Consider the following 26,956-nt stretch of genomic DNA (forward strand, 5'->3'; position numbering starts at 1 on the left):
TCTCCTTTTTATTGAATACATAATGTTCTAAATAGTTCATCTAGTTTAGCAATGTCCATAAGTGTATTTGCCAAGTTGGTGTATTCTTTTTTCATGCTGTCCAAGTGTGCTTGTCCAAACGAAATAGCCAATTTCTCCTTAATTTCGGCTCTAGGTAAGTCAAATTCTTTAAGGAACTCACTCATATATAAATTTCTAGCAGAAGCTAATCGAAAACTAAAATAGTGATGAATTTTTTGTTGCTGTTGATTTAAACCATTTGTTTTAATCGCATTCGCGTAATACTCTATTACTTTTGTATCTCCCTGTTCATAACGAGTTTTCATAACAATTGATACGCAATGAAAAATTTCTTTAGCAGTGGGTGTTTTAGTTCGGTATAAATTTCCCCACATTGAAAATGATCCTCTTTTATAATCAACATCTTCGGCTCTCCAAGCTTTTACAAACTCTTCAAATCTCATTTTCATATAAGGATAACCAGCAGGGTCATGTAAATAGATATAATCATTTTCTAGATTTGTTACTGAAACAAAATGATCAACTCCGCTTTGATTGATAGAATTTGGATTGTAGTTTAAGTGTCCCATATCTAAGGGACCAACAATAACTGACCCCCTTCTCAAAAACTGTTCTAATTTTTTCTTACTAAGTTCGATGGAATTTTCGTCAATATCAGTTAAGTAAAATTCTTCATAATTGAATCCAAGCATAGTTAAAGAGTTACTAATAGATAAATCGGGTAGTCCGTTGTCAAAAAAAACTAATGGGTGTTTTGTATTCTTATCAACAAAGCTTGCCCCATTACACATTACCATTAGGGCTTCTATATACTCAGGTTGAAAATGATACCCATAAGACTTTAGCACCATAGCGACTGAGTTAGTGTAGCATAAAGGTACATCTCCAATAAATGAATTCATTTTAACACCTCCTGATTAGATTCCGTACTGTCAAAGTTTAGCTCTGCCAGACGTTCAATTTTGTATTTTTTCGTTGATTTAACGGGGTTAACGACAAAAACAACTTGCCACCCCCCAATTTTTGGTTAATAGTGATGGTAACTACACCGCACTATTTCCCCAAAAGAAAGGAAGATGACAAGTTGCTACCTCTATTATTAACCTATTTAGTTGATATTATCAAGCGTCAACGAATGATTATTCTTGCGTTAATGAAGCTAGTAATCCTGTTGACGCAAAATTCCCGTATGCCTCAGTTAACTGCTCCGGATAATTTAAATTACCAGAAGCTCAAAGTCGATGAACTGCCTTTGATCGAAAAAGTTGAAAAGTTGGACTATCATCTGCTTCTCCAAACTCATTTCGAAAAAACTGGGAAGGTTCTCCAGCCCATTCAACGCCGCAATGGCGTTAAAATCAACCTAGACCTCAACACGACCTGCCCATGTTGCAGCGCTCCCTCAGACTACCTCTATGCCAACAATGGCGCCAAAGGCCAATGCAACTGTAAAGTTTGCGATGCTTTATTCAGTCCTAAAAATCATTTCTCCAAAGCAGCCATTTTAAAGTGCCCGCATTGTACGCATCCGTTAGAAAAAGTGAAGGCCCGCAACGGATTTGATGTATATAAATGTAAAAGAGCGGATTGTCCTTATTACTTGAGAAGACTACAGGGACTAACAGCCGAAGAAAAAGACTTATTCGAAAAGCAACCGCACCAATTTAAGATGCATTATCTATTCCGCCAATTCAATATTGTTTTTGAACCCATTTCGAAGGACTCGATCATTCAGCCGAAAGTTAATCTGGCCAATATTCATTGTTCCCCTTACACGTTGGGATTGATACTCACTTATCATGTGAATTATGGCCTTTCCGCCAGAAAAACAGCGGTACTTATGTACGACGTACATAATGTTAAAATTACAGGCCAAACCATACTCAATTACGCGTCCAGCACATCTGTTATTCTGAAGCCCTTTTTGGAGAACTACCCTTACGAATTATCCGATCAATTCTGCGGAGATGAAACCTACATCCGGGTGAGTGGTCGTTGGAACTATTTATTTTTCTTCTTTGATGCGGTCAATAAAATTATTCTGTCGAATTATGTTTCGCCAAACCGCGATACAGAATCTGCTATTTACGCCTTGCGCGAAGTATTCAAAAAGATGCCCCAGATACCGGAAGACTTGACTTTTATCGTCGACGGCAATCCGATCTATCTTCTGGCTCAACACTATTATGCCCAGCACGGCATCCCCTTTGATGTGAAGCAAGTAATCGGACTTACAAATAATGATCCAGTGTCAAAGGAATATCGCCCTTTAAAGCAAATCATCGAACGGTTGAATCGGACGTTCAAAGGCAATTACAGAGCGACCACCGGCTTCGGATCCCAACAGGGATCAGTCTCTTTCGTGACCTTATTCTGTGTCTACTTCAACTTTTTAAGGCCGCACGCTGCCTTGGAAAAGAAGGTACCAGTGCTGATTCCCGAGCTGGATAAGATGCCCAACATGCCAGGTAAATGGACAAAATTAATCTCTTTATCCCAAGATTGGCTGATGGACCAAACCCCTTAACTTTTGGCACCGGAGCCCTCTAAAAAAGAGAGAACCAATAAACTAAACAAACGGCGGAGCGTACTCTTTACAATCCGAAAAGCCAATGGTTTAAAATTTTTTAAGCCAAGGGCTACTTTGTGCTGCTCCTTTTGTGTACCGTCGCCCTTGACGGCACAGGAAGAAACCATTGGCTCGGTTGTCAAGAGCGTTTGTTTCACCCAACTTTGAATAGCAGGGCTAAGTTTTGCACATCACCTCATTGTTCATGGCAGTTTCCATAGAATTTTTGGCACTACCCTATTTTTATGGAACAAAAGAATGAAGCTGAATACCATTGTCCTGTTGTTCATTATTAGTTTACTTGTTAAAGTCCACTTCAAGGCAAGCGTTTTCTTCATTTCTTCACCTTTTATTTGCCTTTCTTTCTGCAGCTGTATCTCTTATCATCCCTCCCCTCTGTACTAAGTCTGTATAAATGTTAAAATAATGAAGTGATTGAAATCAATTGAAGAGGTGGGAAATGTGGAAACATTGATCTATAATCTTTTAGCTTACATAAACAATTCTCTTGATAAAGATATTAACTACCATATAGCGAAAACATTGCTCGAAAATTCTCATAAAATCGAGGGGTTTTCATTAGAAACAGTCGCAGAGGTATGTAATGTAGCGCCTTCTACAATTAATCGTTTCTGCAAAAGAATTGGTTTCAGAAATTTTTCAAGCTTAAGAAATTCTGTAATGAAGTATGGGGCATCTCTTGAAAAAAACGATACTGCCCTAAGTGGCGATAGCTTTATAGCGCAATTAAAAGAAAACGTGGAGATAATTGAAAATATCCCAAAAGAACAGATCGAGCGGATCGTAAAACAGATCAGCAAATCCCGCAGAGTTGTCATACTAGGTTTTGAAAAGAATCAAATCCAAGCTTTGGAGTTGCAAAAAAAAATACTTCTGGCAGGGAAATTTTGTGAATGCAATACAAATATTTTTAAACAAATGGATACTCTGGATATATTGACAGAGGAAGATATGATCATCACTATTTCTATCCAGGGATACTTACTCTCAGAGGAATTCCTCTTATTTGAAAAACTTAAAAAGACAAAGGGAAAGAAATTACTCATTACCTTCTCGGAGCCACATCAGCATCTGGAATTGTTTGATGAATTTTTACAGTGCGGAAAAATTGAAAATAGTGCTGTCAGTAGTCAAACGTTATTAAGATTGTTTGATGTATTGTTTCATTGATTCCAATAACAACATTCTTCTTACTTAGCCTTAAACTGGTCTCTTTTTGACCAGTTTTTTTTGTATCACTAAATTATAATAAAATCAGAAACAGAAAAAAGTCGAAAGAAGGAATATAATATGGCATTCCCAAAAGGTTTTTTATGGGGTGGAGCTACGGCTGCAAACCAATTAGAAGGAGCTTACAACGAGGGGGGCAAAGGCCTTTCCATTTTTGATATGGTTCAATTTGTACCAAAAGAAGAGCGTACAAATGAAATAGAAATGGATATTAGAAGCAAAAAGGAACTTGAGGATCTTTTAGCCGGAAATGGTGGAGATAACTTCCCGAAACGTCGCGGTATCGACTTCTACCACCATTATAAAGAAGATATTGCACTATTTGCAGAAATGGGCTTCAAAACATTCCGTATGTCCATCTCTTGGCCTCGTATTTTTCCAAATGGTGATGAGACAGAGCCAAATGAAGAAGGGCTAGCTTTCTATGACAAAGTATTCGATGAATTATTAAAGTATGGAATTGAGCCCCTTGTGACGTTATCACACTATGAAATTCCACTTACTTTAGTTCAAAAATATAATGGCTGGGCAGATCGACGCGTGGTTGAATTCTTTGTTCATTATGCAGAAACGGTATTTAATCGTTATAAAGGAAAAGTGAAATACTGGTTAACGTTCAATGAAATTAATATTTCAACGATGTCTCCATATATTGGTAGTGGTGTTCTTATAGATGAAGTAGAACACAAGGAACAAACGGTTTATCAAGCATTACATCATCAGTTTGTAGCAAGTGCCAGAGCGGTCAAGGCCTGTCATGAAATGATCCCTGATGCCATGATTGGTTGTATGCTAGCTCGTATGGAAGTATATCCTGAAACTTGCAGTCCGGATGATGTATTAGAAGCACTGAAAGAGGATCAAATGAATCTATTCTTCACTGACGTTCAGGTTCGTGGGTATTATCCAAGCTTCATGTTAAGTTATTTTGAAGAAAATGATATTAAGATTAACATGCTTCCTGGCGATGAAGAAATATTAATGCAGCATACAGTGGATTACTTATCCTTTAGTTACTATATGTCAATGGTGGCTAGCGGAGCACCTGATAAGAAGAAGGAAAAAGGGAACTTCTTTAGTGGTGTGAAAAACCCTTATTTAGAGTCGTCTGATTGGGGATGGCAAATCGATCCTAAAGGATTGCGTATTACCCTAAAGAAAATGTACGATCGCTACCAAGTACCGTTGTTTATCGTAGAAAATGGACTGGGAGCCTATGATAAAGTAGAGGAAGACGGCTCAATCAACGACGATTATCGTATTGATTATATGCGTGCACATATCGAGCAAATGAAAGAAGCAATCAAAGAGGGAGTAGATCTTATTGGGTACACAAGCTGGGGTTGTATCGATTTAATTAGTGCAAGTACCTCTGAAATGTCTAAACGTTATGGTTTCATCTACGTTGATCAAGACGATTATGGCAATGGTACTTTAGCGAGAAGCAAGAAAAAATCATTTGATTGGTATAAGCAGGTAATTACTACAAATGGAGAAGAACTATAGATAGAACTTACAAGGGGGTGTCTCAAAATGAGGCACCCTCTTTGCTTATAGATATGATAGCACCTATGTTATTCAAATTTAAGTGAGTAGTGCCCTGAGGAATGGTCCTTCAATAGGTTCATGGCCAGATTGATTTGTTTTGCGAGTGTCGTAAAAGAAAAAGCAGTATCCATAAACCCGTTACATTCTCTATGTTCACTTTTTTCCTTTTATCAAACGTTTCACCCCTTTTTAAGTTTAAGTTGAAATTAAAAAGAATCCTATCTTCATAGGATTCCAGATACGGACGTAAGTAGCTCTGTATAATTTCCGTTGTCCATTAATTTGGTTGCAATAGCTGAGAAACTATTTCAGAGCTACCTGGCAGTAGCATAATTAACGAAACTACAATAAATAAAACCCCGATAACAAGCGACAAACTTACAATTTTAACTGAACATGAAACATCTTTATTTAATATACCTACTACAACAAGAGTGATACCTGCAAAGAGTATTAGAAAATACCAAAAACCCATTATATCTCCTACTTCCTTTTATTTTATTGTTGAAAGAAGTATACCCTTTAATTGTATATGATTTTATATAATTATTGTTAAGTTTGTAATAAGGTTTCAGTAGAAATTATTTATTGTGTTGATATGTTGAACTCTCAATCACTAGATATATCTATATTTTTCTTGTAGTAGTTAATAACAGTAATAACCAATATACGATTTCCGATCAAAAATAACAGTATCAGCGTAATAAATCATCAATGTGATCATTGATGACAATCAAACGATTTTTCAGTAGTTGACCTTTTTTTCAGCGCTAAATTCCCGCCCTGATTTTGGAATAATTTAACTTCAAGATCAGTTTCGAGATATTGGATATGTTGCGTGATGGCTGGTTTGGACAAACAGAGTTCTTGAGCAGTATTTGCATAATCCAAGCAATCCGCTAAAACCAGGAAAGTTTGGTAATGATAATCAATCATGAAATCACCCTTTCATTTCTTATTGATGGCTTACCGGAAAGACAAATCTGAAATCGCCTTAAAATGTGTTATTTCGGAAGCATTTTTTCTGAATAGAAGCATAGAGAGTCCAAAAAACAGCTTTGTGCTTGAATCGATGGAAGCATTTCTTACTTTACCCGACGTTAGATAGTAAAGATAAAAGTTTGCGAAAACATCGGAAAGACTTGCACCTTCCAAATCCATTTCTTTCATGAAATCGTCTAATTCTTCTTTACTGACAATCAGATTGGCCAGTTTATTATAGTCCCCCAGTGGATAGACTTAGATGACTTTTCCCGGTGTCTTCCGTTGGATTTTTTCTATTTCTTATTTTATAAATTGATTTTTTCCCATTTGCGAATTTTTGTTCTGAAGGTCGTAAATGGTGCGACAGTGTTGATGTGAATCCATTTCCAAAGAGGCCATTCTGCTTGTGTGGTTGCCCAATTTCTCTGTCTCGGTTCAAAAAGTTCATCATCTGTTAAGGACTGAACCCAGCCGGTTAAGTCGGTAACTGCAGCATTTAAAAGATCTATTTGTTTTTCTAATGGGTACTGAGTGTAGTCTTCGTAGAAAGATTGATATAATCTTCCCAGATTATTCCATCTATAGCCATTCTCAGGCGTTTGTACATCTTTTCCACCTTTCTCGTCCGTATCCCACTGCAGTAATAAATTGATCCAACCTAGTTGATAAGACACGTTTTCAGAAGGTGTCCTATCTACTTCATCACTGCGTTTATTTTTTAGTTCTTCTGGAATACCGTCAAATTCAGCGATATACTTTTGGTACTTATCTTGAATTGCTTCAAGCAACTCCTGCTTATTCTTGTATGGTTTCATTTTAAATTCTCCTTCTGTAGGATTTCAGACTTTTCTCTGGGCTTGCTATATGGCATTGAGCTATTGCTGTCATTGTAGATTTAGTCGTACCTTACATCTATAATGACAGACAAAAATAGGCAGCTAGCCAATCCCAGTAACCGGGATTCCCGGAAACACCTAACTGGGATCAAATCAAGGTTTCCACCGGCCTGGTTACGGACTTCCTGGATTGCAGGCTGTAAATGGTTTAAAATGATTTTGAACCAAAGGTGAATTTTTGAAGCTACATATTAGGTGTTATGCTAAGATACTTATGTACCAAATAATAAAATAGGAGCTGACATAATAATATGGATTACAAAAAAAAATTAATGAAACCGTTCCACGATTTTCCAGAGTATAATGACCTTACCAAAGATTATCTATGGCCAGTTGAAGTAAAGTATTATGACCAATCAATAATTGAATTTCACCTTCCAAAATCGGACATAATAGAAGCTATGTATTCAATAGAACAACGACTAGAAGATGAGTCAACTGAACCCTTTAAGGTAGGTGACCGTTTTATTGAAAAAGAGAATTTAAATTATATCTCTTTTGAAGGTCGATCTTATACTTTTAGTAAAGAGTAAATAACTAAATAATATTTCAGATATCAATAAAAAAGCTTCTTCTTTAATTTTTACGGTATTAAAGAAGAAGCTTTTTTATTGATTTTATAAAGTTAATTTTTAATGCCGGAAATAAAATGTAGGAAATTATACTTTTTTTGAATATACTTATTTCATCTATCGCCTGAAAGACTACAAACTGGAACGCGAGCAGCGTTCCAAGAAAAAACACCGGACGACCCTCATTTATCGACCGGTGAAAAAAGACAGTACCCAGTTGTTTTTCGGCTAAAGCCGGTGAAATCCAATATTCTTGAAGCGGTGTTGACAGTTAATTACCTAAAGTTACTCCTCCTGCTCTACAATCTGCTGCTCCAGGGCCCATAGTTGTTGTAATCTGAGAAGCTAAACTTACAGAAAAATATTTTTCTGCCCCTGTGTAAGAAGAATAAATTCCACCAGAAGAAACATATGGAGAATTATACGGAATTACACTTGAGCTGAACGACTTATAACCGCTTAAAGTAACTCGTGTATCTGTTCTAAGTATTGGTGCATTGGAAGAATTTATAACGTATGATGTGTAAGCACTTGTAGAAGTTATTTTTTTTGTACTTCCAGTTATAAAAAGAACATTTGCTTGTACTCTTTGTTGTAAAGTTCCTTCCGTCGCAGGTTGTTGGATAATAGTTTGTTGAAAATATTGATTATTTTCGTCAAAACCCTCGTATAAAAAGTATGTTTGTTGCTCTTCTGAAAGTTCTGAAAATTCAATAGTTTTTTCCCCTAAATTTTGAGTTTTATTATTTACTGAAGCACTAACTTTGCTTTCTGGAAATAAAAATAAAAATAAACTCAACACACCAATAACTATCAATATTTTTTTCTTCATAAATATTAACCCCTCACAATTTTAATCTTCAATTTAGTTGTACTTAATACAGATGAGATTATCCTCCTTAATTCGATTATTATTTAGTCTTTCAAAATAAATATATGTAAAATTTACTAAGCAGAAAAATAAATATGCTAAAGCAACTTCATAGTTCCGTGACTCCTCCACGACACAGTCGACAAGTACATTCAGTATTCATAGAACTTTTTTTCCCAATCAGCATAGCAAGCTGTCTTATGCATGAGGCGGATTGCTTGATATAATTCTTTTTGATCTTGATAGGTGGACTGGTCTGTCCTGAAGAAACAATCGTCGCCATTAGGAAAGTAGAAAAAAGCTTGAATGGTTTCCTGCAGTTCCGATCCCTGCAGGATTTCTTCACAGAAGGGATCGGAATTAATTATCTTCGCTCCAATCACTACTATTGGTATTTCTCGGGCAATCTTTTGTATAGACTCTCGGTACTCTTTTTGAGTCACTTTGGAGAACTGAGCAGGATAGATGAATGACGCAGAGGCATTTTTTAAGACTATTTGACGCAAGGAATCATTTGTTAAATCGTGTAATCTTATGGACTTATAATGAAAGAAATCGCTTTGAATGTTCCCCCTCCTTTCGAGTGTTGCTACTTTGAGTCGGCCACTTGTTCTAGTCATTTTGGATTTTCTTCGAAAAAATAAATCCGGCAAGAAGAAAGTAAGAACAAAAATGATAAACAGAACACGTGACATAATTCCTCCTCCTTACATCCTTTCAAATTTCAAAAACGAATACACTGAGAATTTAATAGCATCTCCTTCTTGAATAAATTTGATCGGTATATATTTCTATCTATACATCTAACTTAAAGTAAATCCGGTAAATATAAAAGCAACCAGTGGTTTACATGGCCGCACTTAATAGGATCTCCTACCATTAGCAACTGATAATTGCGGACATGCAATCAATCGTTTCTAGAAAAAGAGGATTATTTACGCTATTATGAAGAAAAGTTAGAGAAAGTGAATATTGCAAATGTATAGAGCCACCTGTGCGGAGAAATGAGCCATTGAATGCGAGGAACAGAGCCAGCTATTGCGAACAAGAGAGCCGTCCAACTATTTTTATCTATAGAACAAACCTTCTGTATAATGAAGTTGCATGCCTACGGGCATGACGCATTATAACAGGAGGTTTTTTTATGATTCAATATCGTAAGATTCTGGAACTGCATTTCAACGCTATCTCCCAACGCACAATCAGTACAAGCGTGGGAAGCTCCCGAAATACAGTTTCAGATGTCGTCAAACGTGCTAAAAATCTTGGATTAGAGCGATTGACGGACACCATGACTAACCAATGGCTTGAAGAGCTTCTCTTCCCAGAGAAGCAAGCAATTGAGAAAGGATATTCCCCACCAGATTGGGAAAAGGTTCATAAAGAATTACAGAAGAAAAACATCACATTGAAGCTACTCCATACGGAGTATTCTCAACAAACCCGTGATGGTAAAAAGATCCCCTATGCTTATCGAACTTTTGCAGAGAACTATGGAAAGTATGCGAAGAAACATAAAGCGACTATGCCTATTCGAAGAAAGCCTGGAGAAGTGTTAGAGGTAGATTGGGCCGGATCGACGTTGTTCATTAATGACCGTGAAAGTGGAGGGAAGTTAACTGTATATATTTTCGTAGCAACGCTCCCTTACAGTCAATACAGTTATGTAGAAGGGTTTTTAGACATGAAGTCTGCCAGTTGGCTAACTGGACACATTCACGCATTCGAATACTTTGGCGGGGTTTCGGAATCATTAGTTCCTGATAATTTGAAAACGGGAGTCACGAAAGCTTTACGAGGAGAACCTATTCTCAATGAAGCATATCGAGAGCTGGCTGACTATTATCAAACGGTTATCGTGCCTGGAAGAGTTCGAAGTCCCAAGGACAAAGCTAGTGTAGAAGGAACCGTTGGTTTTATTTCTCGGCAAATTATAGCTGCTCTGCGTCACTTTCAATGTTTTGACTTACAAGACTTGAATCAACAAATTTGGAAAAAACTAAATGAGATCAACGAGGAACCTTTTCAGAAAAGGCCAGGTTCAAGAAGAAAAGTGTTTGACGAAGAGGAGAGCTCCTACCTTCACCCACTCCGCCAAACACGATTCAAGTTATCCGAATGGAGAATTGCAAAGGTTCAACCAAATTATCACATTCAAGTTGAACGCATGTACTATTCCGTTCCTTACGAATATATCCAAAGCGATGTTGATGTCCGTCTCTCTAAGGATTTAATTGAAGTATACTTCAAAGAAGTGCGGATTGCATCCCATAAACGACTATCAGGGGAAACCGGTCAATTCTCAACTTTTTCAGAACATATGCCGGATAATCATCGTCTGTACTTGGAACACACACCTGAAAAGAATCTAGAGTGGGCGAAATCGATCGGAACAAACATGGGAGTATTTGCGGAGGCTCTACTTAAAAATAGTTCCGAAAAAAGGGCCTTAAATCAATTGATGAGTTTGCGCAGCATAGGGAAGAAATATTCTAAGGAAGAGCTGGATCTCGCTGCCCAAAACCTACTCCTTGCTTCTTCTAACCCTACGGTTAGTGTGTTTAAAACCATTCTTCAGAGAAATAAAAAAAGAGAAAAAGAAAAAGACAATGGAACGTTGACTGAACATCAAACAGATAATAATTAATGTCTACTGAATAATTAACAAACCTTATCATAACAGCGTTTTTAGATGTTTTTTGGTATAATAGATGCATGGAATCCAGGGCAAAACACCAAAAACCCGTGCACTTTTTTCAAAAATGATACGAAGAGGCGATGAAAATGTACAAAAAGCAGACGAATCGGCAATTAACCATTTATGACTTCGATCAGCCATTGGGCCTTACGATGAACCCAGAAAACCGTTGGGTCAAAAAAGCGGATTCGATTCCCTGGTCAGTCATTGAAGATAAGTATGCTGCTCTGTTCAACAGTGACAGAGGAAACATCGCCAAACCGGTAAGGATGGCACTAGGTGCCTTGATTATTCAAAGCGAATTTCAGTATGCAGATACCGAAGTCGTCAATCAGATTCGCGAAAATCCCTATCTGCAGTACTTTGTCGGACTACCTTCCTATAAGGATGAAAAGCCATTCGATGCTTCTTCGATGGTGCACTTCCGCAAACGTCTCTCGTCCGAAATTCTGATTGAAATCAATGAATTGATCCTCAAACCTATAGAGGATGGAGCAGATGATTCCCAAACTGACGATAATGACAATAATGATGACAATGATGCATCAGGATCTGAGAATGAAGGGACGCTCATTCTAGATGCCACTTGCGCGCCTTCAGAAATCAAGTTCCCGCAAGACACGGAACTGTTGAACGAATGTCGGGAAAAGTTGGAAGGCATCATCGACGTAATCTGCGAAGCAAACCACCTTCCCAAACCCCGCACCTATCGGAAAATGGCCCGAAGGGATTATCTCAACATCGCGCGCAAGAAAAAGAAAAGCAGCAAACAAATTCGCAAAGCCATCGGCAAGCAACTGAACTACATCCGGCGAGATTTAGGGTACATCGACGCATTTCTGGAGCAAGGTTATACGCTAGGAACGAAGCAAGTCAACCTGTTGGGGACTTTGCGGAAATTGTATGAACAGCAGCTCTACATGCACACAAGCAGGACGCACAAAGTGCAGGATCGCATCGTCAGTATCAGCCAGCCGTTTATCCGCCCGATTGTCCGCGGAAAAGCCAAGAACCCGGTGGAGTTTGGAGCCAAACTGGACATGAGCATAACCAATGGGTACGCCCGACTCGAAAAAATTTCCTTCGATGCCTACAACGAGAGCGAATGCCTCATAGTTGCAGTGGAACGCTACAAAGAACGGATGGGAGTGTATCCTGAACGAGTTTTGGCGGATAAAATATACCGAAATCGCACAAACTTGAGCTACTGCAAAGAACTCGGAATCCGATTATCCGGCCCGTCGCTCGGCAGGCCCAAGAAGGATCAAAAGGTTGACAAAAAACAAGAATACACCGACAACTGCGATCGAGTAGAGGTCGAAAGAGGCTTCAGCCTGGCGAAAAGAAAGTTCGGGCTCAGGCTTATTCGAACACGCCTTGAAGAGACCAGTCTGTGTGTGATTGCTTTATCCATTCTTACAATGAACCTGTCCAAGGTTTCATTGCGCATTTTTTTGACTATCATCCAATGGATGAGCTTACTCAGAATTGAACCCCTTGTGAACCCGTAAGCTAAAAATAGCTATTTATTCAGCAGGCATTAATTATGGATTTGTGCGAGGCGCAGGATATTTTGGAGGGAAAAATAAATGACAAATGAAGAAACTGTACGCAAACTAACAGAAATGAAAATGAGTGCAATGGCTGACTCATACCGAGAACAAATGAATAATCAAGACTATCAGGATATGTCATTCGAGGATCGCTTTAACTTACTTGTAGACCATGAATACTCTCGTCGCCAGTCAAACAAACTACAACGACTGATTAATCAAGCGCAATTCAACGAACCATCAGCGGCTATTGAAGATATAGAATACCACCCAGACCGTCATCTGGATAAAAATCTCATTCTTGAATTAGCCATGGGCAACTATATACAGAAACACTTGAACATCATTTTAATGGGTGCTTCTGGCAATGGAAAAACATGGCTGTCCAATGCCTTTGGCATTCAAGCATGCCGTCAACATTACAACGTAAAATACGTCCGTCTTCCAGAGCTCTTAGATGAATTTATTGCCGCTAAAAACGAAGCAGACGGTAGCTTTCGCAAGCTGATTAAGAAGTACAAGAAAGTGGAATTACTCATCATTGATGAGTGGCTATTGGCGGCCCTCCCTGAAGAACATACACTAACCCTGTTCGAGATTATTGAGTCCCGTTTAAAAACCACTTCAACGATATTCTGCTCACAAACGGCACCTGAAGGATGGTATGAAAAGCTCGGTGAAGCGCTCGTCGCGGACGCTATTCTCGATCGTATTGTCCATGATTCTTATAAAATATTAATTGATGGCGTCGTGTCTATGCGCGAAAGACATGGATTGGGGGCAGACAGATGATTTCTTCTGAAGTAGAAGATAGGATTGCCCGCTACTTTTTCCATCAGTACTTGCCGGAAGATGTCAGGTTAGAAATTGTGGGGACATTACTTCCTTTCTATCTAATAGATGATGATGAAGATGAGCCCTCCGCAGATGAAATGGTTAAACTAGCGATTGACATTATAGATAGTCAGTTAGAAAAGTAGAAAGCAGCCACTGGTAAAATAATATCAGTGGCTTTCTCTATTGCATTGGGTGGCTCTATTTATCGCACTCGCTGGCTCTATCATCCGCACAGGTGGCTCAATCTGTTCGCAATACTCAGAAAGGGAGAGATGGGATGTTACTAGGCGAAAGATTGAAAGAAACACGACAAAGTAAAGGGGTATCTCAAAGTACAGTTGCTGAACATCTAAATATCAGCCGCCAATCTATTTCTAAGTGGGAAAACAACAGTAGTTACCCTGACCTGGATAATCTCGTACGATTGAGTGAATATTACGAGATATCTATTGATGATCTTTTGAAAGAGAATAAAGGATTAAAAAAAAAAATAGAAGAAAACAACGAAAAAATTAAAGACTCTCAAAAGAAATTGGCCTATATCCAGGCGAATGGTGAGAGGGATGAAGGATTGGTCCTGCTGATGCTTAATCTTCTCAGTTGTTTGATTGCGCCATTAGGTTTGTTTATCACTCCAATTATCCTGAAAAGAAATAAAGCAACAAACACCTTTTATAAACTGGTGTTTGTTGCGGGAGTGATCAGTCTCTTGGTCAACGTATTCGGTTTGTATGCGCACTTAGGCAATCTATTCCACTGGGGCGGACCCTCCAGCGTGGAGTACATAGGAAATCAATAGGGAATGGAGATTGCGTTACTTCCTATTATAAAATAGGGGTTCACGAACAGTTAACTGAGATATAAAAAATTAGAAAAGAGGTATCGTTATGAAATTTTAAAAAAATATCGTTCCTGTGTTGTGTGGCGTATTATTATTTAGTAGTGTTTCTCCAGCTTTTGTTGCTTCTGCTGCTGAATCTAGTCCGATCGAGATGAACGCTGCAGAAATTAATAAAGATGCTTTGCTAGAGTACGCAATAGAGTTAGGCGTTTATTTCACTGATGATGAAGTTATAATTACTGACAGCCAACTTTTAAAACTACTAGAATTTCAAGGTGTTGAAATTCCTGAAGATGGGTCACAAGGCGGAATCTCTTTATTTAGAGAGGGCGTGACCAAAATTGTCTCTAGAGGGAGTGGTTCTTGGGATATTTATTTAAGTGCTTCTTTCATAAGAAATTACTATTGGGCAATTGGTGCTGCAGCAACCCTTATCGGGGTAATGGCTCCTGGCATTGGATGGGGACTTGCTTATGCTTCAGTAGCACTCGTTGCTGATTTAGTCAGCTCAAAAACTCAAAACGGATATGTCGTTTCCATTAGAAACTATGGAATCTCAGGTGCGTACATGCAATAAGAGGAGGCAGACTGATGACCAACTTTTTAAAATATATAAAAGGAAAGAACTTAGCTTTATTGGTTTTTACAACGTTTTACTTTTTCCTAAGCCGGTTTATGCTTGAAATAGATCGAATTTTTCTTAATACACCAACTAGTGTTTACGTATCCTATACATTTTTCACTTTAACATTCATATTGATTGCACGATCAATTAAAATTGAAAAGCAAATAAAATTATTCATACTTGTCTTAGGTGTTCTTTTTGGGATACTCATGGGTTTCGCTTTTCTATAACAAAAATTGTAAGCTACGCATTTTTTAATACACTTCTTGTACTCCTTTATAATTCAAAGATATATAACCTAGATTCCCAAAAAATTATAACGTGGTCTGGGGGCACAACACCCTCACGTATTGAAAGAAACGCTCTGGCATCCGAGAACTGCTGATCCTTAAGGGCATTTATTGTAATGTCTGGTTATATAGCCTGACGATACTTCATCTGATCGAAGTGAGCGAAATCAGAGAAATTCCCCAAGAGCGGTATAAATATGAAATGAAGCCAAAGATCAGCATTGCTATCGGAATCGTGAAAACCTACTTGATTCGATCGTCTATGAGTGAATCACGCAGACAACGGAGAGAAAGTTTCGAACAAAGGAGTACACTGCTGACCAAACGCCTTGTCTCCGTCCGACCAAACAGGGCGATCAAAAGGAAGAGCCCCGTGAACAAATCCAGACGATCTTATCGTTACACATATTAACTTGGATTCCCTGTAAAATTGTAACGGGGATCATTTAAAGCTTGATAAATAGATGTTTACCTGTTGAACCACGTTATAGTAATTCGGGAATGAAGGTGTTAGGGCAACTTTTTTCATGGAGTTGCCTCGCTTCGTCGTGCTTTCGATTGTTAGAAAAAAAAGAGACAGTGGAAATGGGAGAGAAATTCTCACGTTTCCACTGTCTCTTTTGTCAATACCCTTAAGTTAATGACATTGCCCCTACTGAATGGGCACTTTTTAGTGTCTATTCAGTAGGGGTGTCCAGTTTTTAAAGATCCAAGACTTCTATTGGTGAGAAACATAGATTTGTCAAAGTGTTTGCAAACAGACAACAACTTTATCTAAAATCAGGGATATGTAAGGCTTCCATTACTCTTGCGACATACTCATCATAATCTTCCCATTTATCATCTTCCACAAAATCTTTTTCATTAACAGTACCTAATAGAGCTATCGCCGCCACAAATTTTAGATCATGATTCCAAAAAGGCATTGATGAATTTCCTTCGATCGTAACAGTAATATTTTCGCCACTTTCTGTACTGCCGGATAATTGTTTCTTAATAAGCTCTTTTTTCGACATAAACCGCTCATATCCTTTTATTAAAATCAATACATCTTATTCTACAATATTTCTTATACAATATGTGGATAGGTTACACTTAACTGGACAAATTCATTGAGGTCTATACAATAGAACTTAATATAATCAAAAGGAGAATATAATCCCCATGACACCACGTCCAAGAAGAACCTATACCGATGACTTCAAAAACCAGATGGTACTCCTCTACCAAAACGGCAAGCCGCGAAAAGACATATTGGCCGAGTATGAGTTGACCGCATCAGCTTTCGACAAATGGGTACGCCAATCCCAATCGTCTGGCTCATTTAAGGAAAAAGACAACCGTACTCCCGAACAGGAAGAAATGATTCGCCTACGCAAAGAAAATGAGCGCCTAAAGATGGAAAATGATATTTTAAAGCAAGCGGCGCTGATACTCGGACAAAAATAAAAGTCATTCAGGCAAATGCCGATAGATACCCAGTATCAGCGATGTGCGAAAGCCTAGATATCGCCAGAAGTACTTATTACTACGAATCCAAGAGTAGCCCATCCGATGATGAATCGCTAACAGAAGAAATCCAGGAAATCTTCCGAGCCAATCGGCGTACCTATGGCACGCGGCGGATCAAGAAAGAGCTGTCCAAAAAAGGTAAAGTCGTTTCTCGCAGGAAAATCAGCCGCATTATGAAGAAGTTGGGCCTACAATCCTGTTACACGGTAGCCCACTATAGGGTCCATCAACCGAAGAGCAATGAATCGGACCTGGGGAATACGCTGAACCGTGAATTCAAAACAGCCAATCAACATGGCGCAATCGTTAGTGACCTGACTTACGTTAGAGTTGGGAAGAAGTGGAACTATTTGTGCGTCCTGCTTGATCTGTACAACCGAGAAATCATCGGTTATTCGTGTGGTGAGCACAAAACGGCAGAATTAGTCCTGCAAGCTTTCCATACAGCCTAGATTCCCAAAAAATTATAACGTGGTCGGGGGCACAACACCTAAGGTGTTATATAATTGCGACTGCTTCTTCGTAATCTCACCCACTCGCACTGCACTGCCTGGATTTTCAAATGCCTCAATGACATCCAATTCGTCCAGTAATTCCTGCATCGTATAATTTTTATACAGCCCTTTTTCGGACATCTGCTTTTTGATGTACGATAAATAGATCAATGCAATAAACTGCACGAATAATTTTCCTTCAAGCGAACTTTCTGATGAAACGGCTGTGCGCCGTAAATTCAACCGCTCTTTAAGATTTCCAAAGGCTTTCTCAACGATGTCTTTGTTACGGTACAAATCTAAAGCGGCGATGGGATCCTTGATTTCATTGCTGATGAGGGCAAAGAATCCGTAGTCTTTTTCTGCTTGGGTAATGGCTTTTTGTTTTGGGGTTACCTTTGTCCCGCGTTTTGGTGTTGAAGTGATTTCGAAGTATTTAGCGTACTGCTTTTCGTGTTCTGCTTTGCGGTTCCCGGAAACTAGTTCTGCTTCGAGCCGATCAAGAAGCGCATTGAAACGGTTCTCGTGCTCCAGTGCTTTTTCACCGCTAAAATAAAGATGCAGGTACATCCGCCGTTTCCCTTCAATCACATCGCCTTTGTACGGGCGTTTCTGTGAATACTCCCAGTCTATCGTTGCAGTATGGCTGTAAAGTTGGTAGCTGGCATTGTAATTAGCGCGTGTGCGGATGTTATCTCGAACCTTGTTCAGTTCTTCCTGCACGTATTTCAGGGATACTTTTGTGGCCATCAAAAATTTCAAATGATTTTGGTACAAGGCATCGATATTTTCCTTGCTGTAAAACCCTCGGTCCATTACGAGTTTGACCTTGCTAAAACCAAGATTGCCTAGATCGGCAAGCAAGTGCTTCACTGTTTTGACATCGCTTATATTGCCTGCTAACTTGCGGTAGTAAAACGGTAAGCCAGATTCTTCACCAAACAACAAAGCAAGATTGATCTGCGCAAGCGGATCGTGGTCCTTGTTGATACCGTATTTGACTTGCTTAAGAGACTCTGAATAGGAGGAAACACTGGTAGTATCATAAGCCCAATATTCATTCTCCGTCCGTCGCTTAGCCTGCAGGCTGAAAAAACGATTTTTAGCTTCTTCCGTAACCGAGGCAAACAGATCGCTGCTTCTTTGCGAGGGAATACAGCTGCCGTAAGGATGGGAATGAGTGCGATCCCACTTTGGAAAACGAAGCATCGTATTGCGATCTTCCAAAATCAAGAAGTAGGCAATCGAGAGTATCTGCTTATAGCTTTCAGGAAAGCAAGCTTTTAGATCGGCTGTAACACCAAGCAGTTCTCCGATTTTGTCAAACAGATAGGTCGCTCCGTAGAAGCTTCGTTTCATGACGGTGGATGGTACCGGCCCTTGCTTTGCAGGTGCTAATGCCGGCGGCATAGCCAATCGCTTAGAGGGAACCAGGTTCCCAGCTTCGTCCAGTTTTCCTATGCAGACACGCTTGCTGCGCGACTGTTTCTTTTCTTTATCCCAATAGTTGGTTGATTCGTAAACATAGGTAGTGCCGTTCTTTTTGTTGGTTACATATACTAAACTCATAAAATCACGCCTTTCCACGTTATAATTATAACGTGGAAAGTGCGGAAATTCAATAGGAATAGCCAGAAAATTCCTTTTATATCAATGTTTTTTGCATTCCTCGTTATAATTTACACGGGAATGAAGGATACAGTCAAGGCGCCTTTGTCGTCCATTCAGCTCTTTCATACGGACAGGGGCAGCGAGTTCGATAATCAACTGATTTCCAAACTATTAGATACTTTCAACATCGTCCGCTCCCTCAGCGCCAAAGGTTGCCCTTACGACAACGCTGTTGCCGAAGCGACCTTCAAATCAATCAAGACAGAATTCGTATACCAAGAAACATTCGAAACAATAGCAGAACTTCAGATTAAGTGGTTTGACTATGTGCATTGGTACAATCATATCCGTCTGCACAGCACATTGGACTACATGGCTCCTGTGGAGTACCGCCGCCAATTGGCGGAAGTAAACTGCGAATAAAACAAGACGAGGCTGGCTTGCGTACCATTGACATGGAGGGGCGGCAGGATAGGCTTTGGGGCTGGCCCATATTTCGATTCTTGAAAATTTGGAGACAGGCCAGTTTATCCTACCGCCAGAGGCTCCGTGTCAATGGCAGCCGTGTATACCTTCAAATCATTTTTGACACCTTATTATTTTTGTCCGAAAAAGTGTTGACAGTCCAATGTACCTAATGCAACTAGAATGAGTTTATTAATCGGCCTTCAAGAAAAGTGTGCTTTAATTCTCAACGATACTATCTAACACTGATCCCTGCTTGTACAGTGTCCAGAAAATGGTTCATTTCTGGACACTGTATTTGTTGTATTTTTTTTCTTTAAAAGAGCTGAAATGCGTGTCCATAAACCCGCAACAAATTCTATGTCCAATTAATCACCCTGGATAAAGTTATGGTACACTCAAAAAAAATTAGAAATCATTTACATGCTTCTTTTGAATTGGGCTTACTTGAATAAACACAATGCATATAACAAAGAATGTCATAAATCCGTATGAGGGGAAAAGTTCCCGTACGGTTTTATGAGGAGTGCTGAAAGTAAAAACAACGACCCTCAAAGGAGTCGTTGTTTGAAATCAGTTCTCTACTCTACGATAATCTAAGGCTGTAACACATAGGCATATCAGTTTGCTATTCTGCACCCAACGTCTGTATGTATAAGTTTTTTAATTTAGTCTAAAAGGACTTCCTAACTATTTTCTTTATTCTGAATATACTTTGTAATGAGTAGATAATAATAAAAAGCAAGACCAATCAGAAGGATTAGGATTAAAAAATAGCCATATTTCACTCCTGAAAAAAATACTAAACCTTGACTAACGGTAGGTGATAACAAAAGCGCTATCAGAAAAATTAGTTCCAGCTCTAATAAAATTAGGATTCTTATACTTTTAACCTTTAGTGAAAAAGCATAGGTAAAAATAATTAAGGACAGAAAGATTAGCATTAGAATATTATCGGATAAGAAACGCAGACCCGTTACAGGCTGAACGGCTAATGTTGCCGGATCTGGAACTAAAATCCAAGGCATAAACAGAGTCGTTAATAAAAATAAATAAATTACGGAAACTAAATTATTTTTAATAAAATTCATTTTCTATCAGCCCCTTACCTCTAATTTATTTGCAAAGAAATTACTTAAGAACCATCCCGCCACTTTGGAAAAGGATATTTTGAACTGTCATCGTCCATTGAGAGGAGTTTCTTTTTAGTGACAAAGTATTATTAGCACCGCCCATGGAATATAAGTTAGGATTTACATAATTTGTAAATCCAGGATAAATTGTCCAGTTAGAATTTGTTGGATAAGCGGTCGTTCTTTGAGTTATTCCGCCGCCAGTACAAGCTAGGATGACGCTCTGTGAAAGTACTTGTGTAATAGAGTCATAGACTGCGTAGCCCCCGGAAACTGAGGTAATCTTGTACTTGCCATAGCTATCAACAGAATATACTACTGTTATATTTCCCTTCACACCTCCGGTAGAATCCCATCCGTATACATACTTAGATCCTCCAGTTGAAGCTTGAACGCTCTTAAATAGATAGTTATCAAGGAAGGCCAATTTATTAATGTCCTTCTCATTTTTTGGTTGAGCATCTTGAGTGTTAAAATCAATTATCTGCGTATACTCTGTAACTCCTTGATCAGTTTCTTCAGATAAAATAGTTACATTTGCAGGAACAGTTACTTCTTCATCCTTATCAGATTTTAACTGGATTAAGTCTTCTGATTCAAAGGTTTGGACTGTATTTTTTTCTGATGCTGATGCTGTGTTAGATTCGAAAACAACAAAGGTTATGCTCATCAAAAATAGGGTTGCTATAATTGTAAGTGTCTTTTTCATGGTGATTATCCTCTTCTTATATTTATTTTTTGTTGGAAAATATAAAGAAACAGAAAACGACGTTTTGTATTCGAATACCCTTATATTATTACATAAAACATCACTACTTGATCAAAAATATGCTTATAATAATATCATGAAATTGAATAACTTAATAATTCATACCATACAAAAATAATCCATTGCTTTAAATTTTACCGAAATAAATATTTTTTTATTCCAATTCAGATCCCAACAGATTACAAAATTCGAAGTGGTTAGATAAAAAGCCGCTATTCAACCAAATTCGGTCGTACGCGTCTCTTGGGTCCACAATTCATTTGATCACGTCCTACATCCTGTGTAAAATCATTTTGTAGTTCCTTATTGGATTAGTCCCATTTATTGCAGATAAAATTCGATTATCGTACCATTCCATTTAAATCACTCCTCTTTGAATTGGGTAATTTTTAGTATAGCAAATTATCTAATCACTCAGCTTATTACCTGATGTATTTATAATTTTTCTCTTATTACGCATCAAAGTGCTCTTACTGATTCCAGTCATTTTTTCTACTTCTTTGTAGGAATGGTCCTCCAATAGGTTCATAGCCAAATTGATTTGTTGCTGATTGAATTTTTTTGGTCGCCCTTCCCGGAAATCGGGTTTCTGTTTGGCCAGTTCTTTTCCCTCTTGCGTACGCTCCACAATCAGATCCCTCTCAAAATCTGCAAAAGCGCTGAAAATCGTGAAGATCAATCTTCCAGTGGACGTATTTTCGATAATTCCTAGATTCAGCACATTGATCCGCACGCCCTTCTCGAATAAGAGCTTGATCGTGTTCAATGCATCTTGCGTGCTGCGAGCGAAGCGGTCCAGCTTCGTCACAACCAACGTATCCCCTGTTTCAATTTCCTGAAGTAGTTTTTGAAATTCTGGACGATCACTTTTTGTTCCGGTAATTTTTTCGAAGTAAACCCGGTCGCAACGTTCCTCCTCGAGTTGACGCAGCTGTCCTTCCAGATCTTGTTGGCGGGTACTCACCCGTGCATAGCCATATTTCATCTTTTTTCGCCCTCACTTTTGAACATAAGTTATGACACCTTTGTATCCCTTGATTTTACTAGAGCAAGGAAGCATAGTCAATACTCTTGAGTTTTGACTATGGCTATCTAACTTATGTACCTAGACAAAATAAAAAAACTGATTATGAGTCGCGTAATCAGTTTTATTATTTGCATTGAATTTAATATCTTCTATTGATACGGTTATTTTTAATTTCATCTATGGGATTATTGGACTCTCTAAATACTAGTGTAGTGTAGCGTTGATAAATAAGTAAGATATTGAGTTTGAATCTGTTAGAGTCGCCATCGTTGTGGAGTATAATAAAAATAAACGGCGGTGGATTAAAATGGGAAGAAACAAGAAGTACGTTATCTCATTGACAGATGATGAAGTACGCAGATTAAAAAGTGTTTTGCGTAAGAAAACGACTACTCGAACCCTAAAATGCAGATGCCAGATTTTATTAGACCTCGATGAAGCACATGGGAAAACACTTACCCATCAACAATGTGCCAAATCTATCGGTGTTTGTATCGCGACTGTGCACAATGTAATCAAGTACTATATTGACGGCGGTGTTGAAAATGTTCTAACAGTCGGTAGAAGTGTCAATTCTGATAATGCCCGTAGGAAAATCGATGGACGCGCGGAAGCAAAACTCATTGAAATGGCCTGCGGCCCAGCTCCAGAAGGTCGTTCCAGATGGACCCTTCGCCTTCTGGAAGAGAAAGCAAAAGTTGAACTTGAAATTCCCGTTGGCAAAGATGCCATCGGAAGAACCTTAAAAAAAACGAATTACGACCTCACAAAAAACAATATTGGTGCATCCCGTCAAAAGAAAACGCAGCATTCGTAGCGTGCATGGAAGATGTCCTCGACGTGTATGAGTTACCTTACGATCCTCAACACCCAGTCGTTTGTATGGACGAAAAACCCTATCAACTTTTGGGTGAATCAAGAGAACCTCTTCCTATGCGAAAAGGCAGTGACCAAAAAATTGATTCTGAATATGTGCGAGAAGGCACTTGTAGCATTTTTATCTTCACTGAACCACTGGGTGGAGTCCGACACGTGAACGTACGTAAGCAACGAACGTCAGTAGATTGGGCCGAGGAGATTCAATACCTTGTAGATATTGGTTATCCCAATGTTGAAAAAATCACTTTAGTTCTGGATAATCTCAATACACATACACTCGCTTCACTCTACAGAGCATTCCCGCCCGAAGAGGCACGAAGGATAGCCCGCCGCTTAGAGATTCATTTCACGCCATTACATGGTAGTTGGTTGAATATTGCCGAAATAGAATTAAACGTTATGACCAGGCAATGTTTACATCGCAGAATTGATGATTTTGAAAAACTCCGTTCGGAGTTGGCTGCATGGGAGCGGGAACGGAATACCCGATCATCAAAAATCCGTTGGCATTTTACAAATAATCAAGCGCGAGAAAAGATGGCTTCGTTGTATCCAAAAATTGAAAAATCAAATATTTGATACTAGTTGAGTATGTCGATGTCGATCTTTTCTTTAAATATCAACGCTACACTACACTAGCTCGATCCCCTCTTCATCCTTTACCTTTAGGTCATTATTATTGCACCACTCAAATATTTTTTCGGCTACAGAAATACTTTTCGAATATAGATGGTATATTTGCCCGTTTTTAAAATTGATTTTTACTTCTAATGTCACACTATCAGACGGTAAAATTCCCATTACTAGATCAAGTTTCTTTTGAGTATTCACTTCTATCAGCTCGATTTCCTCAACTAGATGAGTTAATTTGAAACGTAAGCTGTTCTTCCAGTTTAGTGATTGCGGTTTAAATTCGAAAAAGTTGATTTCTTTGTTTGAAAATTCACATAAATACGGAGAACCTACCGAATTCATTGTCTCTGGATAAAAATGTCCACCCATTTTGAATGTGACTTCAACACGTTGCTTTTGCAGTGTTTTGTCAAATTCTTCCCAAAACTCACCGTTTTCTCCTCTTCTTAAATTGGCACTTTTTTCAAGACTCTCTTTATTAAGCATAAATAAACACCCTCCTAATAGTGACATAGTGAATGACACCAACAAATTTAAACGTTTTCTAAGACTATCTTAGTATATCGCTACCGTCTCCATATTAAAAATAATACGGTGGGATTGAATTGACAAATCCGTGTAAAGCAAACTTTACTTTTCGTTGTTTTTTAGTATACTAAACGTAAAGTAAGCTTTACAAAAAGGGAGAGTTAAATGAAAAATAAATTGGAGGAACTCAGAAAAAATAAAGGACTGTCCCAAGAGCAATTGGCGGAAAAGGTGCTTGTATCAAGACAGACGATTATATCCCTTGAAAAAGGTCGTTATAATCCTTCACTCGATTTAGCTTTCAGATTGTCAAAATTTTTTAATGCACCCATTGAAGATATTTTTATTTATGAGGAGGAATAATTATGGTTAAAGAAAAAAGGTTGGCATTTGTTTCATATATTATCAGCGCCGTGTTATTGATACTAGGAGGCTTTCATTATTACTTCGCAATACCGGAACATTTATCTTTTGCATTTCTCTCTGCGGGATTATCCGCATTTATTCATTCAATATGGCAAACGAAGAGAATACTATTTTTCAAGAAGGATCCAAAACAATATGATCTTGAACAGATTGAGAGTAAAGATGAAAGGAACCAATTGATCTTGCAGGTTTCAAAAGCAAAGACTTTCGAAACGAGCAGCTATCTACTCATAGTGTTTATGCTGGTTTTTGTTGTGTTAGATGAACCCTTGTTCGTATTAATATTATTCAGTTTTGGTTTTATATCATTGAGTGTGTTTTTATGGAATTTATCAAAGCAGCAGAAAAAAATTTAACCTACTGTTTTGTAACGTAATCGATTTATTATAAGGAATGGAGAGCGTCGTAGTGTGACGTCCTGCATTCCTTTTTCAGTTCCTGCATACGGCATTGTGCCCTTCCCTATTATTTAACTATCTCATTTTTAAGGACACATCACTGTGTAAATTAAGCTTATGTACAAGTTTAATATAATTACTTATATCATTTATCAAAGTTTACTTTACTTTTATCAATCTATACATTATGATTCTATCAGAGGTGATAGCATTGAAAAAAGATTTTGGGGATTCGATCGGCAACACAGTTTATGAATATCGGGTACTTGCCAGAATGTCTCAGCAGGAATTAGCTGATAAAGTGGGGGTCTCTAAACAAACCGTTTTTGTCATGGAAAAAGGCAATTATGTCCCGACGCTATTATTAGCATTTCGAATTGCAGATTTTTTTGACGTATCTGTATCAGACATTTTTACTTACGAGAAAGGAACTGATAACAATGGAAATTAAATCAATCTCTGATATCCCTGGTGCATTCTTTTATCCTTTGAAAGAATGGGCGGAAGCTAGTTCAACTAATTGGAATATTTTTGTGGGAATTCCAATGGTGTTACTGTTAGTTGCAGCGATTGCATATATAAGACTTATAAAAACAATCGGTGAACCAGACGAGCGAACCAATCAATATCATAAACATTGGGCCTATGTCGTTTTGATAACGATTTTGGTATGCGACATTATTTTCCCTAAAGAGTATTTAGTCATGCAATTCTTTGTTTATAAATATGCATTAGCCGTTCTGGCTGGAGACATCTATTTTTACATTCAACATAATAAAGATTTCAGTTGATTTCATTTTAAACTGACGTTTAAGAATAGTAATCTCTCATGTAAAAAGGAATGGGGAACGTCGTATTGGCGTTCTTTTTTATGAATACAGCATCTCAAACGCCATACCGTTCAAAATGTAAAAAGTTTTTTACATCACCACTTGTTTTATGTACACTTAAAATGTAAAAAACATTTGATACAAGGGAGCTTATCGTATGCGGAAAAAAGATGAAATGGAGCAGCGGATGGCAAATAAATCTGCTAAGATTACATTGTTTGTTACTGTCACGGCCTTATTTATTATAGGGGGAATTGAGGCTTTTAGGAATGATATGAAAACGAATATCCTTCTGGTGATTGCTCAGTTTTCGGTTTCCCTTGTTATTTTACTTGAACGGTATTATTTATCTAAAGCGAATGGAGATGACTCATTCAAAAAAACACTGATACTGACTCTGGTTTTTGTAATCATTCTGTTGGCTATTCTACTGGGAACAGCGTCTTTAGCCTGATGAAAAATAATATCAAAGAACTCCGTAAAGCCATGAAAATATCGCAACAAGACCTGGCTGACCGCTGCAATGTTACACGTCAAACCATCAATGCGATTGAGAATGAGAAATATGATCCCTCTCTGCAATTAGCTTTTGATTTAGCTAAAAACTTAAACACCACGGTAGATAAATTGTTTATTTCGGATGAGTAAAAAATTGAAAACAGAAGAAATTTATACATCATAAGAATAATTTATCA

30 protein-coding genes and 2 pseudogenes are annotated in these 26,956 nt (G+C 38.2%); 20 read left to right on the forward strand and 12 right to left on the reverse strand.

Going from position 1 to position 26,956, the window contains the following annotated elements; all coding sequences use genetic code 11:
• Positions 1–8: 8 nt before the first annotated feature.
• Positions 9–923, reverse strand: a complete 915-nt coding sequence (locus ACKPBX_RS06795) for a YobF C-terminal domain-containing protein (RefSeq protein WP_319996362.1) — start codon at positions 921–923, stop codon at positions 9–11.
• A gap of 134 nt (positions 924–1,057) precedes the next feature.
• Here ACKPBX_RS06795 and ACKPBX_RS06800 point away from each other — a divergent pair, with 134 nt between their 5' ends.
• From ACKPBX_RS06800 to ACKPBX_RS06810, 3 genes are all read left to right on the forward strand, one after another.
• On the forward strand, positions 1,058–2,548 hold the full coding sequence (locus ACKPBX_RS06800) for a DDE-type integrase/transposase/recombinase (RefSeq protein WP_319996363.1): 1,491 nt from the start codon (positions 1,058–1,060) through the stop codon (positions 2,546–2,548).
• A gap of 504 nt (positions 2,549–3,052) precedes the next feature.
• Positions 3,053–3,781: a MurR/RpiR family transcriptional regulator gene (locus ACKPBX_RS06805; protein ID WP_319996364.1), complete on the forward strand. Its 729-nt coding sequence runs from the start codon at positions 3,053–3,055 to the stop codon at positions 3,779–3,781.
• Positions 3,782–3,901: 120 nt separating this feature from the next.
• Positions 3,902–5,347, forward strand: a complete 1,446-nt coding sequence (locus ACKPBX_RS06810; RefSeq protein ID WP_319996365.1) for a glycoside hydrolase family 1 protein — start codon at positions 3,902–3,904, stop codon at positions 5,345–5,347.
• A gap of 319 nt (positions 5,348–5,666) precedes the next feature.
• Here the strand turns inward: ACKPBX_RS06810 and ACKPBX_RS06815 are convergent, their stop codons facing one another.
• The 3 genes from ACKPBX_RS06815 to ACKPBX_RS06825 all read right to left on the reverse strand — a co-directional run bounded on the left by ACKPBX_RS06815 (position 5,667) and on the right by ACKPBX_RS06825 (position 7,188).
• The gene (locus ACKPBX_RS06815; RefSeq protein WP_319996366.1) at positions 5,667–5,864 is read right to left on the reverse strand and encodes a hypothetical protein; all 198 of its coding nucleotides are present in this window, start codon (positions 5,862–5,864) and stop codon (positions 5,667–5,669) included.
• A gap of 245 nt (positions 5,865–6,109) precedes the next feature.
• Positions 6,110–6,325, reverse strand: coding sequence for a helix-turn-helix domain-containing protein (locus ACKPBX_RS06820; RefSeq protein WP_319996367.1), 216 nt, complete (start codon positions 6,323–6,325; stop codon positions 6,110–6,112).
• Between the two features lie 353 nt (positions 6,326–6,678).
• Positions 6,679–7,188, reverse strand: a complete 510-nt coding sequence (locus ACKPBX_RS06825; RefSeq protein WP_319996368.1) for a ClbS/DfsB family four-helix bundle protein — start codon at positions 7,186–7,188, stop codon at positions 6,679–6,681.
• Between the two features lie 332 nt (positions 7,189–7,520).
• Here ACKPBX_RS06825 and ACKPBX_RS06830 point away from each other — a divergent pair, with 332 nt between their 5' ends.
• Positions 7,521–7,802, forward strand: coding sequence for a hypothetical protein (locus ACKPBX_RS06830; RefSeq protein WP_319996369.1), 282 nt, complete (start codon positions 7,521–7,523; stop codon positions 7,800–7,802).
• A gap of 310 nt (positions 7,803–8,112) precedes the next feature.
• Here the strand turns inward: ACKPBX_RS06830 and ACKPBX_RS06835 are convergent, their stop codons facing one another.
• Positions 8,113–8,673: a hypothetical protein gene (locus tag ACKPBX_RS06835; RefSeq protein ID WP_319996370.1), complete on the reverse strand. Its 561-nt coding sequence runs from the start codon at positions 8,671–8,673 to the stop codon at positions 8,113–8,115.
• A gap of 191 nt (positions 8,674–8,864) precedes the next feature.
• Complete coding sequence (locus ACKPBX_RS06840) at positions 8,865–9,407, reverse strand: hypothetical protein (protein WP_319996371.1); 543 nt, start codon at positions 9,405–9,407, stop codon at positions 8,865–8,867.
• Positions 9,408–9,856: 449 nt separating this feature from the next.
• On the opposite strand from ACKPBX_RS06840, the gene istA reads away from it, so the two are divergent.
• The 6 genes from istA (at position 9,857) to ACKPBX_RS06870 (ending at position 15,218) form a co-directional block, all read left to right on the forward strand.
• Entirely contained in the window at positions 9,857–11,359 is a 1,503-nt protein-coding gene (gene istA, locus ACKPBX_RS06845; RefSeq protein WP_319996372.1) for an IS21 family transposase, read from the forward strand.
• Between the two features lie 137 nt (positions 11,360–11,496).
• Positions 11,497–12,921, forward strand: a complete 1,425-nt coding sequence (locus tag ACKPBX_RS06850; RefSeq protein ID WP_319995155.1) for an IS5 family transposase — start codon at positions 11,497–11,499, stop codon at positions 12,919–12,921.
• 78 nt (positions 12,922–12,999) lie between these two features.
• Positions 13,000–13,755, forward strand: coding sequence for an IS21-like element helper ATPase IstB (istB, locus tag ACKPBX_RS06855; RefSeq protein WP_319996373.1), 756 nt, complete (start codon positions 13,000–13,002; stop codon positions 13,753–13,755).
• Positions 13,752–13,943, forward strand: coding sequence for a hypothetical protein (locus ACKPBX_RS06860; protein WP_319996374.1), 192 nt, complete (start codon positions 13,752–13,754; stop codon positions 13,941–13,943). The genes istB and ACKPBX_RS06860 overlap by 4 nt, the downstream gene beginning before the upstream one ends.
• A gap of 134 nt (positions 13,944–14,077) precedes the next feature.
• Positions 14,078–14,599: a helix-turn-helix domain-containing protein gene (locus ACKPBX_RS06865; RefSeq protein WP_319996375.1), complete on the forward strand. Its 522-nt coding sequence runs from the start codon at positions 14,078–14,080 to the stop codon at positions 14,597–14,599.
• 115 nt (positions 14,600–14,714) lie between these two features.
• A complete protein-coding gene (locus ACKPBX_RS06870) occupies positions 14,715–15,218 on the forward strand; it encodes a hypothetical protein (RefSeq protein ID WP_319996376.1) in 504 nt (167 codons plus the stop codon).
• Between the two features lie 1,108 nt (positions 15,219–16,326).
• Here the strand turns inward: ACKPBX_RS06870 and ACKPBX_RS06875 are convergent.
• Positions 16,327–16,572: a hypothetical protein gene (locus ACKPBX_RS06875; RefSeq protein ID WP_319996377.1), complete on the reverse strand. Its 246-nt coding sequence runs from the start codon at positions 16,570–16,572 to the stop codon at positions 16,327–16,329.
• A 148-nt stretch (positions 16,573–16,720) separates the two neighbouring features.
• On the opposite strand from ACKPBX_RS06875, the pseudogene ACKPBX_RS06880 reads away from it, so the two are divergent.
• Positions 16,721–17,508, forward strand: a pseudogene (locus ACKPBX_RS06880) (IS3 family transposase); the annotation flags it as partial.
• A 24-nt stretch (positions 17,509–17,532) separates the two neighbouring features.
• Here the strand turns inward: ACKPBX_RS06880 and ACKPBX_RS06885 are convergent.
• Entirely contained in the window at positions 17,533–19,131 is a 1,599-nt protein-coding gene (locus tag ACKPBX_RS06885; RefSeq protein ID WP_319995163.1) for an IS1634 family transposase, read from the reverse strand.
• A gap of 144 nt (positions 19,132–19,275) precedes the next feature.
• On the opposite strand from ACKPBX_RS06885, the pseudogene ACKPBX_RS06890 reads away from it, so the two are divergent.
• A pseudogene (locus tag ACKPBX_RS06890) lies at positions 19,276–19,596 on the forward strand (IS3 family transposase); the annotation flags it as partial.
• A 728-nt stretch (positions 19,597–20,324) separates the two neighbouring features.
• On the opposite strand, the gene ACKPBX_RS06895 reads toward ACKPBX_RS06890, so the two are convergent.
• The 3 genes from ACKPBX_RS06895 to ACKPBX_RS06905 form a co-directional block, all read right to left on the reverse strand.
• Positions 20,325–20,729, reverse strand: a complete 405-nt coding sequence (locus ACKPBX_RS06895) for a hypothetical protein (RefSeq protein ID WP_319996378.1) — start codon at positions 20,727–20,729, stop codon at positions 20,325–20,327.
• A gap of 40 nt (positions 20,730–20,769) precedes the next feature.
• On the reverse strand, positions 20,770–21,480 hold the full coding sequence (locus tag ACKPBX_RS06900; RefSeq protein WP_319996379.1) for a hypothetical protein: 711 nt from the start codon (positions 21,478–21,480) through the stop codon (positions 20,770–20,772).
• Between the two features lie 466 nt (positions 21,481–21,946).
• Positions 21,947–22,525, reverse strand: a complete 579-nt coding sequence (locus ACKPBX_RS06905; protein ID WP_319996380.1) for a recombinase family protein — start codon at positions 22,523–22,525, stop codon at positions 21,947–21,949.
• Between the two features lie 349 nt (positions 22,526–22,874).
• Between ACKPBX_RS06905 and ACKPBX_RS06910 the strand changes: the two genes are divergently transcribed.
• Both ACKPBX_RS06910 and ACKPBX_RS06915 read left to right on the forward strand, forming a co-directional pair.
• Positions 22,875–23,384, forward strand: a complete 510-nt coding sequence (locus tag ACKPBX_RS06910) for a helix-turn-helix domain-containing protein (protein ID WP_086988998.1) — start codon at positions 22,875–22,877, stop codon at positions 23,382–23,384.
• Positions 23,354–24,025, forward strand: coding sequence for an IS630 family transposase (locus tag ACKPBX_RS06915; RefSeq protein WP_319471867.1), 672 nt, complete (start codon positions 23,354–23,356; stop codon positions 24,023–24,025). The genes ACKPBX_RS06910 and ACKPBX_RS06915 overlap by 31 nt, the downstream gene beginning before the upstream one ends.
• A 51-nt stretch (positions 24,026–24,076) precedes the next feature.
• On the opposite strand, the gene ACKPBX_RS06920 is transcribed toward ACKPBX_RS06915, so the two are convergent.
• Entirely contained in the window at positions 24,077–24,565 is a 489-nt protein-coding gene (locus ACKPBX_RS06920; RefSeq protein ID WP_319996381.1) for a hypothetical protein, read from the reverse strand.
• Between the two features lie 207 nt (positions 24,566–24,772).
• On the opposite strand from ACKPBX_RS06920, the gene ACKPBX_RS06925 reads away from it, so the two are divergent.
• From ACKPBX_RS06925 to ACKPBX_RS06950, 6 genes are all read left to right on the forward strand, one after another.
• Positions 24,773–24,970: a helix-turn-helix transcriptional regulator gene (locus tag ACKPBX_RS06925; RefSeq protein ID WP_086630140.1), complete on the forward strand. Its 198-nt coding sequence runs from the start codon at positions 24,773–24,775 to the stop codon at positions 24,968–24,970.
• A gap of 2 nt (positions 24,971–24,972) precedes the next feature.
• Positions 24,973–25,389, forward strand: coding sequence for a hypothetical protein (locus ACKPBX_RS06930; RefSeq protein WP_319996382.1), 417 nt, complete (start codon positions 24,973–24,975; stop codon positions 25,387–25,389).
• A gap of 253 nt (positions 25,390–25,642) precedes the next feature.
• Entirely contained in the window at positions 25,643–25,882 is a 240-nt protein-coding gene (locus tag ACKPBX_RS06935; RefSeq protein ID WP_319996383.1) for a helix-turn-helix transcriptional regulator, read from the forward strand.
• On the forward strand, positions 25,872–26,222 hold the full coding sequence (locus tag ACKPBX_RS06940; RefSeq protein WP_319996384.1) for a DUF2178 domain-containing protein: 351 nt from the start codon (positions 25,872–25,874) through the stop codon (positions 26,220–26,222). Before ACKPBX_RS06935 ends, ACKPBX_RS06940 begins: the two co-directional genes overlap by 11 nt.
• Positions 26,223–26,418: 196 nt before the next feature.
• Positions 26,419–26,715, forward strand: a complete 297-nt coding sequence (locus tag ACKPBX_RS06945; RefSeq protein WP_068562252.1) for a hypothetical protein — start codon at positions 26,419–26,421, stop codon at positions 26,713–26,715.
• Positions 26,715–26,909, forward strand: coding sequence for a type II toxin-antitoxin system RelB family anti-toxin (locus ACKPBX_RS06950; RefSeq protein WP_319996385.1), 195 nt, complete (start codon positions 26,715–26,717; stop codon positions 26,907–26,909). Before ACKPBX_RS06945 ends, ACKPBX_RS06950 begins: the two co-directional genes overlap by 1 nt.
• Positions 26,910–26,956: the final 47 nt, after the last annotated feature.

The organism is Trichococcus shcherbakoviae (assembly GCF_963666195.1).
GTDB lineage: Bacteria > Bacillota > Bacilli > Lactobacillales > Aerococcaceae > Trichococcus > Trichococcus shcherbakoviae.

Coding starts and splice junctions, on each gene's coding strand:
- ACKPBX_RS06795 (WP_319996362.1), bottom strand. CDS start 923: ATGAATTCATTTATTGGAGATGTACCTTTATGCTACACTAACTCAGTC.
- ACKPBX_RS06800 (WP_319996363.1), top strand. CDS start 1,058: ATGGTAACTACACCGCACTATTTCCCCAAAAGAAAGGAAGATGACAAG.
- ACKPBX_RS06810 (WP_319996365.1), top strand. CDS start 3,902: ATGGCATTCCCAAAAGGTTTTTTATGGGGTGGAGCTACGGCTGCAAAC.
- ACKPBX_RS06815 (WP_319996366.1), bottom strand. CDS start 5,864: ATGGGTTTTTGGTATTTTCTAATACTCTTTGCAGGTATCACTCTTGTT.
- ACKPBX_RS06820 (WP_319996367.1), bottom strand. CDS start 6,325: ATGATTGATTATCATTACCAAACTTTCCTGGTTTTAGCGGATTGCTTG.
- ACKPBX_RS06825 (WP_319996368.1), bottom strand. CDS start 7,188: ATGAAACCATACAAGAATAAGCAGGAGTTGCTTGAAGCAATTCAAGAT.
- ACKPBX_RS06830 (WP_319996369.1), top strand. CDS start 7,521: ATGGATTACAAAAAAAAATTAATGAAACCGTTCCACGATTTTCCAGAG.
- ACKPBX_RS06835 (WP_319996370.1), bottom strand. CDS start 8,673: ATGAAGAAAAAAATATTGATAGTTATTGGTGTGTTGAGTTTATTTTTA.
- ACKPBX_RS06840 (WP_319996371.1), bottom strand. CDS start 9,407: ATGTCACGTGTTCTGTTTATCATTTTTGTTCTTACTTTCTTCTTGCCG.
- istA (WP_319996372.1), top strand. CDS start 9,857: ATGATTCAATATCGTAAGATTCTGGAACTGCATTTCAACGCTATCTCC.
- ACKPBX_RS06850 (WP_319995155.1), top strand. CDS start 11,497: ATGTACAAAAAGCAGACGAATCGGCAATTAACCATTTATGACTTCGAT.
- istB (WP_319996373.1), top strand. CDS start 13,000: ATGACAAATGAAGAAACTGTACGCAAACTAACAGAAATGAAAATGAGT.
- ACKPBX_RS06860 (WP_319996374.1), top strand. CDS start 13,752: ATGATTTCTTCTGAAGTAGAAGATAGGATTGCCCGCTACTTTTTCCAT.
- ACKPBX_RS06865 (WP_319996375.1), top strand. CDS start 14,078: ATGTTACTAGGCGAAAGATTGAAAGAAACACGACAAAGTAAAGGGGTA.
- ACKPBX_RS06875 (WP_319996377.1), bottom strand. CDS start 16,572: ATGTCGAAAAAAGAGCTTATTAAGAAACAATTATCCGGCAGTACAGAA.
- ACKPBX_RS06885 (WP_319995163.1), bottom strand. CDS start 19,131: ATGAGTTTAGTATATGTAACCAACAAAAAGAACGGCACTACCTATGTT.
- ACKPBX_RS06895 (WP_319996378.1), bottom strand. CDS start 20,729: ATGAATTTTATTAAAAATAATTTAGTTTCCGTAATTTATTTATTTTTA.
- ACKPBX_RS06900 (WP_319996379.1), bottom strand. CDS start 21,480: ATGAAAAAGACACTTACAATTATAGCAACCCTATTTTTGATGAGCATA.
- ACKPBX_RS06905 (WP_319996380.1), bottom strand. CDS start 22,525: ATGAAATATGGCTATGCACGGGTGAGTACCCGCCAACAAGATCTGGAA.
- ACKPBX_RS06910 (WP_086988998.1), top strand. CDS start 22,875: ATGGGAAGAAACAAGAAGTACGTTATCTCATTGACAGATGATGAAGTA.
- ACKPBX_RS06920 (WP_319996381.1), bottom strand. CDS start 24,565: ATGCTTAATAAAGAGAGTCTTGAAAAAAGTGCCAATTTAAGAAGAGGA.
- ACKPBX_RS06925 (WP_086630140.1), top strand. CDS start 24,773: ATGAAAAATAAATTGGAGGAACTCAGAAAAAATAAAGGACTGTCCCAA.
- ACKPBX_RS06930 (WP_319996382.1), top strand. CDS start 24,973: ATGGTTAAAGAAAAAAGGTTGGCATTTGTTTCATATATTATCAGCGCC.
- ACKPBX_RS06940 (WP_319996384.1), top strand. CDS start 25,872: ATGGAAATTAAATCAATCTCTGATATCCCTGGTGCATTCTTTTATCCT.
- ACKPBX_RS06945 (WP_068562252.1), top strand. CDS start 26,419: ATGCGGAAAAAAGATGAAATGGAGCAGCGGATGGCAAATAAATCTGCT.
- ACKPBX_RS06950 (WP_319996385.1), top strand. CDS start 26,715: ATGAAAAATAATATCAAAGAACTCCGTAAAGCCATGAAAATATCGCAA.